The sequence below is a fragment of the Micromonospora sp. R311 genome (assembly GCF_056780015.1).
In genome coordinates this window covers 1-16238 of sequence record NZ_JBSWCE010000020.1, presented here as the reverse complement: position 1 = coordinate 16238, position 16238 = coordinate 1, and the positions used below count along the sequence as shown (strand labels likewise).

The following is a 16238-nucleotide window of genomic DNA, read 5'->3' as shown; positions in this document are numbered from 1 at the left end:
CTCCTGCCGGCGGCCGCATCCGCAGTCCTCGTTTTCGCTGCAGCTGGGACGTCGGTTCCGGTCCAGCGACCGGAATCGGGCCTCATCTGGGCGGCCAATTCGTCGCTAATACGCCACCCAACGAGCTGGCCACCCCATCGGCATCGGCCATCTGCGGTCCAATCGCGACCGTGGCTGTGGTCACCATCGAGCGTGGCGCATCAGACGCACCACGAGCACTTCCAGCCAGGTGCCGCCCAACGCCAACAGTGCCGCGCCGGCCCCGTCCACGGCGGACAGTCCGTGGCCTTCGCTGACCGCCACGAGGACTCGGCCCTCGTGGCCGGCGGGAACGAAGAGGACGAGCGTGCCGGCGACGATGAGCAGAGTGGCGACTGCTACCTGGGTGCGTGGCGCTTCTCCGCTATCTTCCGACATCGCGTCAGTCTCGGTCATCCGCCATGGTCTCGACAGGAGCCGAATCGCCTAACTTCGAAGTCTCGCGGTGATCGCCACCTCTGATCCCGCCTTCCTCACCCGATCCGGGCACGCTGTGTCGGCAGCGACCAGCATCAGAAGCGGACGCGCCAACGCGCTCCAGCCCGGACGGGTGGATCGAACCGGAGCGGCGTGGAAGCCGAGGAAGTGTCGTACGGGTCGGGTTAGCTGCCGCGTATCGCTCACGTCGGGAGCCAGGGTCACCGGCGATCCGTTGTGGATGGACGTCGAGGACAGCGCAGCCTGCGTGGCGCAGGCACCATTCCCGGACACCGCGCAGCGGGATCCCAGGAAGGACCGAGCATTGAACGCGAACCCGTCCGTGGTGGACACCAGGATCTACCGGCACGCGTCGGGCGTGGTCGGTGACACCGTCGCCCTTGCGACGTCGGCGCCGGACCGGGTCGACGAGCAGACCTTCTTCGCCGGTTTCGTGCGTACGCCCCGGGTGGTGGCTGGCGGGCTGCTGACACTGGCCGATATCGCGGCTGCCGACTTCCGGCCGGTGCGTAGTCCGGGAGGGCGAGATCCGGTGGTCACCGGCGACGGCGAACGGCTGCGGTTCGAGGCGCTGTCGGCCTGCGGCGGAGTGTACGGGCGCCTGGACCTGGCCGCCGGCGAACTGGACGGCGCACCGGTGGGTCAGGGTGTGACCAACGTGGACATCAACCCCGAGCTGTACACCGCCCTGACCCGCGTCGGGGCCGGGGACCCGTTGCGCCTGGCGGTCGGCGAGGACGAGCTCGCCGTGTCGACGCTCGACGGGCGCGTCGTCGAGAAGCGGGTGCCCCTGCCGGAACGGTGGCTGCGCGGGTTGGCCGAGGTGTCGGCGCACGCGCTGCCGATGGACCCGCGGTTGGAGCTCCGTCCGGGACGCGCGGTCGCGCTGCTGGCCGAGGTTTCGGCGCGTGCCGGCCGGCGGACGCGTTGGTTGATGCCGGCCGCGACCGGGTGGCGCTCCACGAGCCGGCCGGATCGCGGCGCGATCTGCGTGGCGGACGGATACCGCCTGTCGGTGCTCCGTCCGCTGCTTCCCCTCGCGCGCGCCGTCACCCTCTACGCCCCGCCGGTCAGCGGCGCGCCGGCCCAGGTGAGCGGCTGGGTGCTCGACTTCGGCACGGCCCGGTTCACGCTGCTGCTGTCGACCGCCGTGCAGCACGGCTTCGCCGGGGACGGTCAACTGCTGGCCGATCTCGGAGCCGGGTCCGCCGACACCGACGCCGACGCGTTGAGCGCGCTGCTGGTCACCGACCCGGTCGTCGACCGGTCGTCGGTCGCCGAACGGATGGGCTGGGACGGTACGCGGGCCACCTCCGCCCTCGCCGCGCTCGCTACGGCGGGCCAGGCTACGACATCGCGGCGGCGTCGTCGTTCCACCGTCCGCTGCCCTACCGGGCCGATCTGGTGGCCGCGCTGCATCCGCGACTGGCGGCGGCGCGGGCGCTGGGGGCGGCGGGCGGGGTGGTGCCGACCGCCGCAGGCGTGGAGGTCACCTCCGGCGGTTCGACCTATCTCGTGCACCGACGCGGCGCCGGGTACGCCTGCACCTGCACCTGGTGGGCCGAGCATCAGGGCTTGCGCGGGCCGTGCAAGCACGTCGTGGCAGCGATGTTCAACGAGGAGAAGGGGGTGACGCGCGGTGCGTGACGTATGGCCCGAGGTGTGCGCGCGGATCGACGAGGCCGACGTCGACGCGCTCGGGGAGACGCTCGCGGGGCTGGACGCCGGAGGGCGGGCCACCCTGCTGCCGGCGCTGGAGGCGCACACGCCGACCCGTGCCGAGCCGAAGCCGGTCGTGCTGCCCCCGCCCGAGCCCGAGCCGGAGCCGGAGTTGCCCACGTCGGGCTCCTTCGGTTTCGTGTTCATGACCGCTCCCGGGGAGGAGATTCCCCGCGACCTCGCCGGGATCCGGGCGCTCATGGCGCGCCAGCGGTCGCAGCGGCAGGAACGCCAGCTCGGCTTCGAGAAGCAGCGACTGGAGTGGCGGGCCACGCACGAGGCCAGAGAGCTGAACGAGCGCCGCCACGCGGTCCTCGCCATGGCCGTGCTCGCGTGCACTCCCACCGTCGCTGACGCCGTGAAGCGGTTGCACCGGCCGTGGTCCGCGGGCCCGTCGCTGCGGGTGTCAGCCGAGATGGTGCCCGGCCTGCTCCGCGTGCGCGGCGCCGACTGGGGTGCCAGCCTGGCCCGGCACCTGCTGCGCCGGTCCGGCTCGCGAATCCAAGCGGCCGCTCACTGGCCGTTCACCGAGGCGCTCATGCGGGCCGTGGGTGCCGGGCCGCCGGACCCGCCCGCGGCCGTGGCGCAGTACGTGGCGATGTGGCGTGGCAGCTCCTCCCTGGCCGCTGTCCTGGCCGCCGATCCGTGGCTCGACCACGTGGTGCCGTACCTCTTCGACGACAACCGGGTGGCCGCCGCCTTCGTAACCGGCGTCGCCGGCCGGGACTGGCCTCCGGCCCTGCTCGAGCTGGCCGCCAGCGGCCGGATCGACCGGCGGGTGCTCATCGCGGGGTGCCTGCGTCGGTTGCGGGCCGGCGGGCGGAAGGGGCTGCTCCAGCCGTACCTCGACCTGCTCAGGCAGCTGGCACCGACCCTCGACGAGTTGGCCGGGCACCGGCAGGAGCTGATCGGCCTGCTGACCGCACCGATGTCGACGGTCGCGAACCTCGCGTACGCCGGGCTGCGCGGCCTGCACCGGGTGTCCGCGCTGGATCCGGCCGCCCTCCTGGAGATCACCCAGAGCATGCTGGCCCGCCAGGAGAAGACGCTGGTGCGGGCACATTTGAAATGGTTACGGACGCTTCCGGTCGAGCAGTTGCTGGACGGGCTGGTGGTCGGGCTGTTCCATCCTGTGCCCGAACTCGCCGAGGGCACCCTCGACCTGATCGAGCGAGGGCTGCCGGCGCTGTCGGCGGACTCCCGGAACCGGCTGCGCGACGAGCTGCCGGCGCTCGACGGCGCGGTCGCGCACCGGCTGGCCGGGCTGCTCGGCGCCGCGCCGCCCGCACCCGTCGCCGTTCCCGCACGCGTCGCGGAGCCGCCGGCGGCGATGCCACCGCCGTTGGATCTCGGCGGGCTCGCCGGCGAGTTGGCGATCGTGTTCCGCAAGGGCAACGACGATCCCGTCCGGTACGAGCTGCTGCTCGACGGGCTGGTGCGGGTGGCGCGGGGCGACCGCGCCGCCGCCGAGCGGGTGCTGAAGCCGATGGTCCCGCAGTGGACCGGACCGTGGCCGGCCGTGGTCGCCGCCGCCGCCGGCAGCTACGTGTCGGTTGAGACGCCGTACCGGGTGGCGCAGCCGCATCCGGTGACGCGATTCCTGGAAAGCCGGGTCACCGAACTCGCCGAACGGCTACTCAAGGAGCCGCCGCCGGCGCTGTTGGCCACGCCGGCCACCGTCGCCGGGCACGTCGATCCCGCTCGGTTGCTCAACCTGCTGCGCAAGGCCGAAGACGACGGCTGGCAGCCGGGCCACGCCGACCTGACGCAGGCCATCCTGCGGCTGCCGCGCGAGGTGGACGAGGTCGTCCACGCCGGCGCGAGGCGTCTCCTCTCCCCCGGCGGGCGCCGGTTCGCCGCGGCGCTGACCGCCCGGGTCGAGCCGCGCACCTGGGTGGAGGAGGTCGGCCACCAGCCGTACCGGTCCGGCCGGCGGATCGCGATGCTGGACCCGGCCGGGCTGCCGCCGGAACTCGCCGAGCCGCTCGACGCGGTCCAGCGGATCAACTACAGCCGGTGGACCGGGGGCCTGGCGCTGTGGCCGATGATCGCGCCGTCGCACCGGGAGGTCATGGCCGCGCACCTCCAGCCGTTCGTGGCCGCGGCGGTGGAGCGGGGCACCATCGGCACCGGGCTGCTCACCGGTCTCGCGGCCGCCGACGGCCCGCCCGGCCCGGCGATGTGGTCGACCATGGCGTACGCGCTCGCCAACCACCGGCAACCCGTACGGCTGGCGGCCGGAGACGCGCTCATCGCCCTCGCCGCCCGGCCGGACTGGGACAGCGCCGGGATCGGGGCGGAGATCGGTGCCCTCGCCGCCGCCGGTCGGATCGTGCTGCAGCGGGTCGTCCAGCCGCTGACCGAGGTGCTCAGGGCCGGTGCCCGTGAGGCGGTCTGGCAGGTGACGTCGGCGGCGCTGCCGATGCTGCTGCCCGCCGGGGCTCGGCCGGGCCTGGCCGACCTGGTCACCCTCGCTGCCGACGCCGCACCGGGCGACCGTCCGGTCGACCTGCCGGGCGTAGCCGCGCTCGCCGCCGATCCCCGGCGGAACCGCCTCACCGACGCCGCCCGACGGCTCACCGCCCGCACCGCCGGCGCGTGACCGCTGTGGCAGCACGAACATCAGCAGTCCGGTCACCGCCGCTCACGGGGCCCTATTAGTTCCATAGGGGAAGGCGCGCCCTGGCGCGAGCCGGAACGCATCGCCGGCGACACTCACCTGCTGAGAGCAGGAGCGTGTCGTCGGCGGTGCGCGCGACCGCGTACCTCATGCTTGCCTGGTACGGCCTGGATCCTTTCGAGTCCATCGAGCCCGGGTTCACCGCCCGCCGCGTTCGTATATCTCGCGCAGGTGTGCCGCGAGAACGGCGGGTGCCTCGACATGGGCGAGGTGGCTGAGCCCCTCCATCCAGGTCAGGTGCGCCTGGGGCATGGCGGAGACGAACCGGTCGACGGCTTCGGCGTAGGGACCACCGGCGGCCGCGCTGAGTGTGCCGGCGAGGATGTCGACGGGGATCCGCAGCGCCCGGTAGCGCTCGTATTGGGGCGTGAACGCGTTCAGAGCGGCATGCTCGGCGGGCAGCGCCCGCGCCAGGAGCCGCAGGTGGGCCCAGACCGGGGACTCGCGCAGTGAACGGACACGGTCGTGGTCGTAGCCGGCGATCTGGATGTTGACGATCTCGACCAGCCGGTCGAGGTCGGCGTCCTGCGCGGCATCGCGGACAGCCGGGCTGACGTGCTCGGCGAAGGGGCCCGAGACGGGCTCGTAGAGCACGAGCGACCGCACGTCCTTGCGTTGGGTGGCGGCCTCCGAGGCGATGAGCCCGCCGTAGCTCCAGCCGAGAAGGTCCTTCGGGCCGGGGATCGCGTCGAGCACGGCGTGAAGATCCGCGACCTCCACCTCGACGGTGTATCTCTCGCCCTGCGGGGTGCTCGGTGCGCGCCCCCGGCGATTGACCACCACCGCGGGGCGGCCAGAAAGTGCCTGTACGAAGGCATTCCAGTCCTGTGCATCGCTCATGACACCCGGGACGACGACCAGGGTTCCGTGCGGTGACGCCTCCCCGAGGACCGCGACCTGCCCGCCGTCAACCGCCACGCTCCATGTCACGACGGTCACCCTTTCTGTAGTGAGCGTTCCAGTAATGGGGACTGTAGCAGTTCTGGAGTGGTCGCTCTAGAATGAGGGGGTGACTCCGCCCCTGGGCCGCCCGCGCGGGTTCGACCGCGACACCGCACTGGAGGAGGCCACCCGGCTCTTCTGGACTCAGGGCTACGACGCGACCTCCCTCACGGAACTCACCGAGGCCATGCGGATCTCGCCCTCGAGCCTGTACGCCGCCTTCGGCAGCAAGCGGCAGCTGTTCGAGGAGGCGGTGATGACCTACGCGCGCCGCTACCGCGACATCTACCTCTCGGCGATCGCCGAGGAGCAGACCGCGCGGGCTGCGGTGGAGCGAATTCTGCGCAGGTCCGCCGAGGCCTTCACCGCTGAAGACGAACCGGCCGGGTGCCTGACGACCAGCGCCGCGATGATCGGCGGACGGGACACCATCGACGTACGCCAGACGGTCGCCAGGCTCCAACAGGCCGACGCCGACGCGCTGCGCGAGCGGATCGAGCAGGCGGTCCGGGCGGGCGAGTTGCCCCGGTCGACGTCCGTCGCGGCCCTGACCGCGTACGTCCAGTGCGTCTGGCACGGCCTCTCGGCCATGTCGAACGCCGGCGCCCCACGCGCGCAGCTGCTCGACGTCGTTGACGAGGCGATGCGGGCATGGCCGCCCGGCCCGCTCTGACCTGGCACGCGTCTTGCGAGGGATACAAGGAGGTCCGGCCTGTCGCCGTGGCGATCAACCGGTGGCTCCTGGTGCTCCGCGCGCGTCCCGACGTCAAAGGGCGCGACCGGCGCCGTGATTGCGGGTCGTGGCAAGGTCCGCGACTTCACCGCGAGACTCATCCGGCTAAACCGGCCACGCCCCTTCTTTCTGCGTCAGCGAAGACGGCGGTTCAGGGCGGCCGCCCGGCCGGCAGGGCGGTCATTCGGGAATCTCCACCCAGCGGGCGGCTGCCTCGAAGGTGTCCGCCGGGGAGGTGCTGAAGGCAATCGCCGCGTCGGGAGCATGCCGACGCACCAGGTTGACCACGCGTTCGAACAGCTCCAGCTGATTGCGGACACCGCCACCAATGACGACGCACTCCCAAGCCTGCGCGCAAAGAGCGGCGGTGACGACCGCCGCTATGTCGTCGCTGCCGTCGAGACCGAACAAGCAGAACTCGGCCCTCACGCCGTGTTCGGCGAAGCGGGTCCGCCCGGCGTCGATGCCGTCGGCTACCGGCTTGGGGTCCCAAGGCCCGGGCACCCGGTACGGATCGAGCCCGATCACGAGCACGCGGGGTGTCAGGCCTGGTGTGTCCACTGCTGGAGACTATGCCGCGGATGCAAGGTCGTCACCCGACGGCAGCCCAGCGGCGGGATCAACTCGAGGATGGAGGTACGAGTCCCGACTCAACGAGGCTGCCCACCCAGACGAGGAGGTCGGAGATCTGTGACCACATCGCTGGCGGGTCCGAGTACATCGGGCAGTGCGCTGTGCGGGAGCTCCGCGAGCTCGACACCTTCGCAGGCGAGTCCACCCAGGTACGACAGTTCCGCGCCCACTGCGGCACGGCCGCGAACCGGGTGGCGAGCTGCCCGACGAGCTGCTCGTCGTCGACCGGGTCACGGCGGGCGGCGAGGACGGTGTCGAGCAGCAGCGCCGCCGGCCCGGCAGCGCTGCCGCCGGCCGGGAACCTCTCGTCCGTGGCCCGGGCATCCAAGTCGACGGCAGGAGTCCTTCGGCGCCTTCCCTTAGCAGCACCCCGGCGTCGGCCAACGCGGTGCGCAGCGTCCGACGGCCGGTAATGGTGGCCGTGTTTGCGCGTTGCGCGTCGGACAGGTCGCTGAGGTAGACCACCGGGTCGTAGCGGAGCCACTGGCGCCTGTTCCGCGCCAGCCGGATGGTGGCACCACGCCGAGCGGGCTAACCCGACCGACAAGATCGCTTGCCCCTTCCGCAGGTCAGCGTCAGCCCTTCGTGATCAACTTTGGCCCGTCCGGTCTGAGGAAATGGCCAATCCCGCTTCCGGTCTGCACATCAACACCTGATCTTGGATGTCGTACCTGCACGGCACGATGTGCGCCATGACGACGCACCACCCGACCACCCGCCGCCTGGTCTATGGCCACGCGCAGCTGCACGACTGCCTCGCCTTCGCCGACGCGAACACCGCTGCCGAGGAGGCTGAGGAGATCAAGGCGCTCGTCGCCGCCCGTACCTGGGGAGAGGCCCGCCAGGTCCGGATGACCCACTTGTCGAATCCTGCCGCCGCGGATGAAGATTTCCCGGACGAGGATCCCGCCGACAACGAGCCCTTCGAGATCAACGAGCTGAACTCGGTCGCCGAGGGGGACTGGCCTCCGATGGTCACGGAGCGGGCCTTCGAGCTGCTCCCCGAGGACCTGCAGGACCAGTTCGGCGAGCGCCGGTTCACCGCGCTCAACGGGGACTACCTGGAAATTCCGGTCGACCGCGAGGGCGAGCTGGTGGCGGAGCTGCGCGAGCGCGGCTACGAGGTCACCCGCGACGACGAACTCATCAACGTGCTCGACGGCCGCAGCTTCAGCCCGCTCGGCTGACAGTCTGCTCCTTCACCGGCGGCGTCGCTGGTTCGGCGGCGCAGCCGTTGGAGTCCGAAGGAACCGGAGGACTCAGGTGATGGCGAAGGCTGCGGTCAGCACGGGAAGGTCGTAGGCAGCGACCAGGCACAGCGGCCTGTCCGTGCTGTTCCCGTTCTGGGTGATTATGAGCGCAGCGCTCAGCTGCCCGGCTTGCCTGCCTCGGCTGAGCTTGTCGACCGCGGTCCACCACCATGATCGTCCGCGCGACTGCCGCTCGGCCGCGGTGCTGCCGGCCGCGATCCCATCGATAAGCAGGTCGCCGATGTTGATCGGCCAGCGCGTGTGTGCGGACCCAGCAGGCTCGACGCCGCAGTGCCGCACCGGGTCGGCGGCGCTTACTGCCTATCCGCCCCTGTGAGGTGGAACTCGTAGCGATCCGCCTCTCTAGCAACGGACCGAACGACAGCTTGGAAGGCCGCAGGGCCGAGTCCCACCTTCGGCGTCCATCCCTGCGCGAGCATTCGTCCTTCGTCGTCAACGCGGAAGCCGACCAACCTGCTGTGCCGGTTCTTCTGCCACGCCTCAAACTCGATGTCGTCCCACTGCCCGACCACATCGGCGTCGGCGACTACCGCTGTCAGGAGGTAACTGTCCCCCTCATCCTTCACTCCTACAGTGTGCGAGCGACCGTTGGCGAACCGGACAACAATCTGTTGCCTCGTGGTACGCATGTCGGCAGCTTCGCAGAGGCGCTGCCAATCATCGCGTGTGCCGAACATCCCGCTCCAACTCCGCTCTGAACTCCTTCAGCGGCCGGTCGCCTTTCAGGTGCAGCCGCTCGATGTCGTCGGCCAGACCGGTTACCCGACGGACCAGGGCGCCGACCCGTGTCTGGTCCTGCTGTGGATCGGTGAGCAGGACATCCTCTTCGACGGTGACGTCGTAGCTACCGCCCCGCGTTTCAACCACCCCGACCCGCACCGGGTTCCCGGCGGTCCACTCCTTGAACTCGCTCCACTTTTCCTCACGGTCTATCCGGCCAATCGGGCTGACGCAGCGGACGATTAGATGTTCCGACTCCCGATCAAGCTGCAGGCTGAACGGCTGTTGCCGTCCGCTTGTCAGCACCGCGGTGCCGAGAAGCGTGCCGTTGCCTGGCTGGTTTCGTTCCCAATCGATGGCGACACCGGTGAGACCAGTCGCCTTCAGTTCGTTGAATCGGTCGATCTGCTGCCGAGCGAGCGATTCGTCCACCGCCAGCGGTCGGCTCTGGCCAACCAGGTGTTCCTCACGTACCGGAAACGAGGTACGCAGCGGCTCGCCCGGCGCCACCGGCATGTCCTCGTTGACCAACGCCTCCCGGCGGACGTCGAGGTGGCCGTCCCCATTAGGGGGCACGCTCAACCCCTCGTGCATCAACCGCAGGAAGTCGTCCATCCTTCGTACGACCCGGCGTACCTGTAGCCGTTCCACCGTGTCTGCCAGGTGCGGATAGTGGACTTGGAGCAGGTCTTCGCCTCTGGCGGTGCCGCTGATCGTCGTCAACCGGCGTTCGCTCTCCGACCGCACGCGGTCGATCCGTCCGATCCGCTGCTCCATGGCGGAGGGCGTCCAGGCGAGGCCGTAGTGGTAGACACGCGAGCAGAAGCTGTGCAGGTCCTCGCCCTCCTGCAGCAGGTCGGTGCAGATCAGCACCAGCGGATATCCGGGCAGGCGGAACTGCTGCACGTGACGGGGGTTGACCCGCCCGGCCATCCCGACCATGGGTTGTTGTGCGGTGAAGAGCCGGCCGACCCGTGCAGGCACCTCACGCAACTCGGCCCGTCGCACCTCGGGCAGGTTCGTGTCGAGCACGAGGTCGTAGTGCTCCGCCAGGGTCGCCAGTTCGTCGTACGCCGACCAGCCGCGGCTGCCTGGTGAGGCGTCGGCTTGGCGTTGGAGTTCGTCGAGGTACGCAGTGATGAGGTCACCGGAGGGGTCGATCGCCGCCGAGGGGTTCAGCGACGGCAGGTGGTCGGTGACCACGGCGTACAGATCGAGGAAGGGATGCCCAAGCCGAGCCGCCGCCGAGAGCAGCTGCGCCCGGACGTACTGCTCGCGGAAAGACCGGACAACATCCAGGCCGCCGGCGCGTCGTGGCCAGAGGACGTCTCGGAGCCCCTGCCGGCGGCGAAGCTCGGTGAAGAAGGTGCGGGTTTCCAGTAGATCTGGTTCGGCCTCCGCCGAGACGGCAACCCCCCGCTTCTCCGGGCGGTACAGCTCACGCCAGATGACCTCGGCATGATCCCGGAGTGGCCCGGCGGTCTCGGTCAGCAGTTCCAGGGCCGCACCCTGGGCGGCGTCGAAGCGGGCGCCGCGGGTCGTCTGCTTCGCCTCGGTCAGGTAGTGGCGCGAATACTCCCGGATCAGCCGATCGACCTTGTCCCGCTCCTCGCCCAGCACGTTCGACAGCGCATCCATCACCTGCCCAGGAGTCGTATCAAGCAGCGCCATGACGTGGTTGTCGTCAAAGAAGACACCGAGTGGGCTGCTCAGGTTGCGGAAGCGCTCCTGGATGGTGGCCCCACTGACGATGCCACTGGGTCCCTTGCCGCGGAAGAACCAGGCGAAGAAGGTGTCCTCGCCGCCGGCGTCCTCATCCTCCCTGACCTGCTCGGCCGACAGCGGCGAGGGCGCCCCGTGCCGGGACCGCTGAGCGGTGAACTCCGCGATTGCTCTGCCCAACAGCTCCCGGTGCCGGGCGTCGAGCCGCTCACGCAGTCGTCCCACCAGCCAGTCGTTGTATTCGTCGTCGAGCTTGCGCTTGAGCTCAGCAACCGAGGCCACGCGGCGGACGAAGACGAGTCCCTTGCGGCCGTCGCGCCAGGAGGTCGCCAGGGTACGCACCAAAGCGTCCATCTTCGGATGCGGCAGCTCACGGCCGAACCGCTCGACATGCTCACGCGCCAGGTCGTCGAGCATCGGGACGTCGATGCCCTGTCGTTCGGCGGTATCGGTAGCCTGCTCGGCGCCGTCGAAGTTCGCCTCGACCGTCTCGTCGGTGACCTCTTCTGGCATATCCTTCTTGACCCCGCTGGTCTGCAGGAACGACTCGAAGGAGGCAAGCATGCCGACCTGGAAGCGGCTGCCGAACCGCTCGTGGTCGAGCAGCTCGCTGACCTTCTTCTGCACCAGCGCCACGGTGAGGCGCTGCCGGTCGTCGGTGATCCGGATCGGCTCGTCGTGGATCTCGACGCCGCCCTGACGCCACTCCCGTCGGTAGAGGTTCTTGGTCAGCTGCTCACCGCTGACCTGCAACGAGGTCACCCGACGGATCAGGAATCGACCGGCTGCCGCCCGCTTCTGCTCCTCGCTGACGTCCGGGTCGCGCAACACGTCGAAGGGTGCGGCCATGCCGAACACGTCGAGTTGGTTCCAGAGTTGCCGGTAGTCGTCGTCGACCGGCGTCGCGGAGAGCAGGAGCACCTTGCCGGCCCGACGGTGGTACGCCTTCCGCAAGCTCGGCTGGACATCCTCGCGTTCGCGGCCCAGGACGGCCGCCAGCACCCGGTTGCGGGCCGACGCCTGCGGTCCACAGCCGTGCTTGAGGTTGTGCGCCTCGTCCACGATCACCAGGTCGAAGTGCGGCAGTGCGGCGTTGATGGCCTGCGCGAGCCGGTCCTTGATGACGTCTGCGTTCGCCCGTAGATCAACCAGATCGGCCGGAAGCCACGGGACCTGCGCCCAGAGCCGGCCCCTGAACCTGCTCCGCTGCTGATCGCCCTGCCGCATCGGCAGGCTGAAGCTCGGCAAGCGGACGAAGAAGTCGCGATCCGGTCCGACTGCCGTCTCCTCCAACAGCTCGATGAGGTCCGTGCAGTGCACGAGTGGGCGGGCGGGCCGGCCTCCCGGCATGCGTACCCGCAGGTCGTCCAGCCGGACGTTGTTCTCGGTGAAGACTCCCAGCTCCCGCTGCCACTTGCGCTGGATGTTCTCGCGTGGCGCCACCACCAGCACCCGCAGATCCGGCGTGAAGTGGCGCAGCAGGGCTACCACACCGAGCGCTACGTACGTCTTGCCCATGCCGACCTCGTCCGCGAGGTAGGCGACCCCGTACCGCTGCAGGATGTTGTGGACGCCGACCGCGCCCTCCAGCTGATCGTGGGCGCGCTGCGGGTTGCCGATCACCCGGTCGAAGTCCAGCAGCCGGGCAGCGGTCTCAACGGTGAGCATCATGCGGGGACCTCCGCCGCCGTCCCCAGGAACCGGGGCTCGTACCAGTCGAGGAAATCCGTCATATTCGCGTCGTTGCGGGCGGCGATCTCCGCCCGCAGGGTGGGGCGGACAGCGAGCGCCGCTTCCAGTCGGACGGCCCCGACCGGATCGCTGTCCCAGAATTCCGGGTGTTCTCGATGCACCAGATCGGCGAGTTGCTGGGCGCAGAGCACCATGAGATACCGGTCCACCGGGTCACCGTCGGTGTCGTTGACGACCCGCTCGACGAGTACGGGCACGGAGTCGTACTTGGCCCCAAACATCAGGAAACGCGCCGCCTCTACCCGATCCTCCTCCAGCGCCTCGCGCACAGTACGGGTCAGGGACGCGAAGCCATGGAACATTCCGGCGAAGCGGTCGAAGATCGTCTCCGCCGTCGTGCCGCCAGCGGCCGTGGCGGTCAGCGCCTCAACACCCTCGAGACCACGCAGCTCTTCTCCGCGCTGGGCCAGGTAGGCGGCCCGCTGATCTGCATTGAGCATCGACCAGTAGCGCAGGATGTCGGCCGGAGTGAGATCGAGCAGCACCGACGGACGATGAGCGAAACCCGTCTCGTGAACCAGGACGATTCCGCGTCGATCACCGTCGACCACGGTCAGGAAGCCGGTCGAGCGTAGGTGCTTTCGTAGGGCCTCCGCGTCATCGGCGGGCACCATCGTCCAGGTGCCCGGTGGGAGAGGGCCGGTCGTGAAGATCGGCACACCGTGGGCGTACACCTGCAGGCGAGGGCTGGTGGCGGCGCCGTCCCACAGGACCTCGGCACCTCCGGTGGCCCAGTCGTAGCGCACCAGCAGCGCCACGTAGTCCTGGTCGACGTCTTCGTGCTCGGTGGCGGGCGGGGCGAATGGCGGCGGGTCCTCGACCAGGTCCAGCCAGAACCGGGGCTGGTGTTGGCCGGTCGTCTCCACGAGCACGCCGGACTCCACGTTGCCACCGGACTGATGGGCGGGCTTGGTCAGGTTGAATGACCCGACGAGGGAGAGTTCCCAGTCCTTGGTGAAGAAGCGGTAGACCTTTGCGTGCACGGTCCGCTGGGACGGCGAGGCTCCGGCCGCCTGCCGTCCGCCGCGCGCGGTGACCGCCTTCGGCAACCGGCCCCATTCGCCGTTCCGTTGGCGTACCCAGTCGTAGAGCGACTTCCGACACCGTGCCACGCCGCGGTCCTCGGGAAGCAGCACTCGCCAACGCCGCGGCTGGAACCGGTCGATCAGGTCGGCGAGCGGTGGTGACGTGTCCGCATCATCAAGGTACGGCGAGATCACCTCGAGGTTCGCGCCGCGCAGCCACTCACCGGCGATGTCGTCGAGATGGTCGACCAGGGACCGGGTGCCACGGCGGCCGTTGAACAGGAAGTGCGGGTGCAGGACGTGGTTGGCTGTACGGTGAGCGATCGGCTGGACCGTCTTGAGGAACTGGTCGACGTCCTCCAACGCCTCCTGCGGGCCGAAGGTCTGTGCCAGCGTGCGTAGGTGGCGCAGGAATCGCCGCATGTCCGGCGCGGTCCGTGAGCGGTCACCCTCAGTGATCTCCTCGATATGCGAGCACTCGACGTTCTCCCACCAGCCCGCCTGGGTGAGGTTCGCCGAGGCGGTGAGCACCACCAGCGCCCGCTCCAGCGTCGTGTCGTTCTGGACGAGGAGGAGGGCGTTCTTCGGGTGGAAGTAGCCGGTGCGCGGCCGGACGGGGATGCGTCGAACGTCCAGCCCCACCGTGCCGTCCCTGACGGCGAGGGCACGCGGGTCGTAGTAGATAGCGACCTTACCGGCGAGCGAACGCAGCCCGTCTTCCAGTTGCAGCCGCCGGATCGTCGGGTCCTGGTGCAGTTGCAGGTCGAACAGGACTGGCAGGATCTCCTGCTCGAAGAAGCCGGGCTCGAACCGGAACGTGCAGAAGACCGCCGCCAGGACCCGCCGTCCGTTGATTTGTCGGCGCAGCGCCTCGGTGAGGACGGCCTTCGGAATCTGCTCGCTCACGACACGCCCTCCCCGACCGCCCACAGCACCGACACCAGGGACGGAAGGAAGTACGGGTACCACCACAGGCCGCGGATCTCGTCCGCGTCAGGCAGACCGACGGGCTCGTCCCGGAACCGCACCCGCAGCCGATCCTGCTCAGTCACCTCCAGCCACGGGAGCGCGCCGCCGCGCTCCCGCATCACGGTCGCGTTCCGCTGGGCCAACGATCTGACCAGCCGTGGATAGTCCCCCTCGCGAAGGGTGCCGGCGATCTCCCGCCACTCCGGGTCGGTCAGGACGGACGGCGCCTGCGGGTGCACCGAGTCGAGCCGGTCGCCCCAGCGGACGCGCAGGTCCGCCACGACGTCGCCGAGAGGGTCGCCGTCGCGTCCGAGCAGCCAGGCGAAGAGCGCCGACGCCGGCGCGAGCGCCGACTCGCAGGCGATGATGCGGTAGAGCATGTCGGCCATGTCGTCCCAGCCTCGCGCGCCGGCGTCCTCGGCGAGCTGGGTCAGGAACGGCCGGGAAGGCCAGCTGGACTCCGGTGGCCGGGCCTCGATCAGAGTGGCGAGTCGACGCTGTCGGCCGCCGGTCGGGTCGTGTGGGCCGCCCTCGACCAGGTGGTGCCGGTAGAAGGCGATCTCGGCGGTCGAGAGCGGTGTGTTGAACACCGCCGCCACCGCGTCGCGCCGCCCGTTCGGGCTCAGGTCGAACGTCGTCCGCTCCTGCCCGAGTGCTCGCTGCAGGGCGTGCGCCTCACGACCCCACGCCTGCTCCAGCCCGGGCAGGTAGGTCGCATCCACGAAGGCCGCCGCCTCGGGCGTGAGCCGGGCGGGCGATCCCGGCAGGACCAGGCCGGACGTACGCGCCGGGGCTGTCAAGCCCCGGGTTTGATGGAGAGTTGGTTAGCTGGTTTTCAGGGGTGCGGTGACCGGGTGGGTCATCGCGTGTAGCGCCTCGTACTCGGCGGGTGGGACGTGGCCGAGTTCGCCGTGCAGCCTGCGGTTGTTGTACCAGTCGATGTACTCGACGGTGGCCATCTCCAGGTCGTCGAGCCCGCGCCACGGGCCCTTGTTCCGGACGAGTTCGGCCTTGTACAGGGAGTTGAACGCCTCGGCCATCGCGTTGTCGAAGGAGTCGCCCTTGGAGCCGACGGAGGCGACGGCGCCGGCCTCGGCGAGCCGCTGGGTGTAGCGGATTGCTCGATATTGGACTCCACGGTCGGAGTGGTGGACCAGTCCGCCCAGGTCAGCGCCTTGATTTTCGCGACGCCAGATCGCCATCTTCAGCGCGTCGAGAGCCAGATCGGTGTAGAGACTCGTGGACACCTGCCAGCCGACGATCATGCGGGAGTACACGTCGAGGACGAAGGCGGCGTACACCCAGCCCACACTCGTGCGCACGTAGGTCAGGTCGGCGACCCACAGCTGGTTCGGATGTTCCGCGGTGAAGTCCCGTTTCACCAGGTCAGCGGGCCGGTTGGTCTCGGCCGCTGGCCGAGTCGTGCGCGGCGACTTGTCGCGCAGCAGCCCGCGTAGCCCGGACTCGCGCATCAGCCGCTCGACGGTGCACCGGGCCGCCTCGATATCCTGGCGGTGCAGCTCGTGCCAGATCTTGCGGGCCCCGTAGACGCCGTAGTTCTCCGCGTGGATCCGCTCGATCACCGCGGTCAGCTC

12 protein-coding genes are annotated in these 16238 nt (G+C 69.9%); 4 read left to right on the top strand and 8 right to left on the bottom strand.

Annotated features, from left to right (window positions below; all coding sequences use genetic code 11):
- Nucleotides 1-180: 180 nt before the first annotated feature.
- Entirely contained in the window at nt 181-435 is a 255-nt protein-coding gene (locus tag AC1WTP_RS18175; RefSeq protein ID WP_481650454.1) for a hypothetical protein, read from the bottom strand.
- 346 nt (nt 436-781) lie between these two features.
- Between AC1WTP_RS18175 and AC1WTP_RS18170 the strand changes: the two genes are divergently transcribed.
- Nucleotides 782-2110 (top strand): SWIM zinc finger family protein, encoded by a 1329-nt coding sequence (locus AC1WTP_RS18170; protein ID WP_481650453.1) that lies wholly within the window; start codon nt 782-784, stop codon nt 2108-2110.
- Nucleotides 2111-2116: 6 nt separating this feature from the next.
- Nucleotides 2117-4798 carry a DUF6493 family protein gene (locus tag AC1WTP_RS18165; RefSeq protein WP_481650452.1) on the top strand — a complete coding sequence of 894 codons (2682 nt, stop codon included), beginning with the start codon at nt 2117-2119 and terminating at the stop codon, nt 4796-4798.
- 216 nt (nt 4799-5014) lie between these two features.
- Here the strand turns inward: AC1WTP_RS18165 and AC1WTP_RS18160 are convergent, their stop codons facing one another.
- Nucleotides 5015-5806, bottom strand: a complete 792-nt coding sequence (locus AC1WTP_RS18160) for an alpha/beta fold hydrolase (protein ID WP_481650451.1) — start codon at nt 5804-5806, stop codon at nt 5015-5017.
- Nucleotides 5807-5885: 79 nt separating this feature from the next.
- Between AC1WTP_RS18160 and AC1WTP_RS18155 the strand changes: the two genes are divergently transcribed.
- On the top strand, nt 5886-6491 hold the full coding sequence (locus tag AC1WTP_RS18155) for a TetR/AcrR family transcriptional regulator (protein WP_481650450.1): 606 nt from the start codon (nt 5886-5888) through the stop codon (nt 6489-6491).
- Between the two features lie 240 nt (nt 6492-6731).
- Here AC1WTP_RS18155 and AC1WTP_RS18150 read toward each other — a convergent pair whose 3' ends face one another.
- Nucleotides 6732-7112 carry a hypothetical protein gene (locus tag AC1WTP_RS18150; RefSeq protein WP_481650449.1) on the bottom strand — a complete coding sequence of 127 codons (381 nt, stop codon included), beginning with the start codon at nt 7110-7112 and terminating at the stop codon, nt 6732-6734.
- Nucleotides 7113-7876: 764 nt separating this feature from the next.
- On the opposite strand from AC1WTP_RS18150, the gene AC1WTP_RS18145 reads away from it, so the two are divergent.
- Nucleotides 7877-8371 carry a hypothetical protein gene (locus tag AC1WTP_RS18145; protein WP_481650448.1) on the top strand — a complete coding sequence of 165 codons (495 nt, stop codon included), beginning with the start codon at nt 7877-7879 and terminating at the stop codon, nt 8369-8371.
- A 377-nt stretch (nt 8372-8748) separates the two neighbouring features.
- Here the strand turns inward: AC1WTP_RS18145 and AC1WTP_RS18140 are convergent, their stop codons facing one another.
- From AC1WTP_RS18140 to AC1WTP_RS18120, 5 genes are all read right to left on the bottom strand, one after another.
- On the bottom strand, nt 8749-9021 hold the full coding sequence (locus AC1WTP_RS18140; protein WP_481650447.1) for a hypothetical protein: 273 nt from the start codon (nt 9019-9021) through the stop codon (nt 8749-8751).
- A 91-nt stretch (nt 9022-9112) separates the two neighbouring features.
- The gene (locus tag AC1WTP_RS18135) at nt 9113-12520 is read right to left on the bottom strand and encodes a DEAD/DEAH box helicase family protein (RefSeq protein ID WP_481650446.1); all 3408 of its coding nucleotides are present in this window, start codon (nt 12518-12520) and stop codon (nt 9113-9115) included.
- 44 nt (nt 12521-12564) lie between these two features.
- Nucleotides 12565-14604, bottom strand: coding sequence for a hypothetical protein (locus AC1WTP_RS18130; RefSeq protein ID WP_481650445.1), 2040 nt, complete (start codon nt 14602-14604; stop codon nt 12565-12567).
- Nucleotides 14577-15443 (bottom strand): hypothetical protein, encoded by an 867-nt coding sequence (locus tag AC1WTP_RS18125; RefSeq protein ID WP_481650444.1) that lies wholly within the window; start codon nt 15441-15443, stop codon nt 14577-14579. Before AC1WTP_RS18125 ends, AC1WTP_RS18130 begins: the two co-directional genes overlap by 28 nt.
- A 24-nt stretch (nt 15444-15467) precedes the next feature.
- Nucleotides 15468-16238: IS3 family transposase (locus AC1WTP_RS18120; RefSeq protein WP_481650443.1), on the bottom strand; the 771-nt coding region annotated here is incomplete at its 5' end.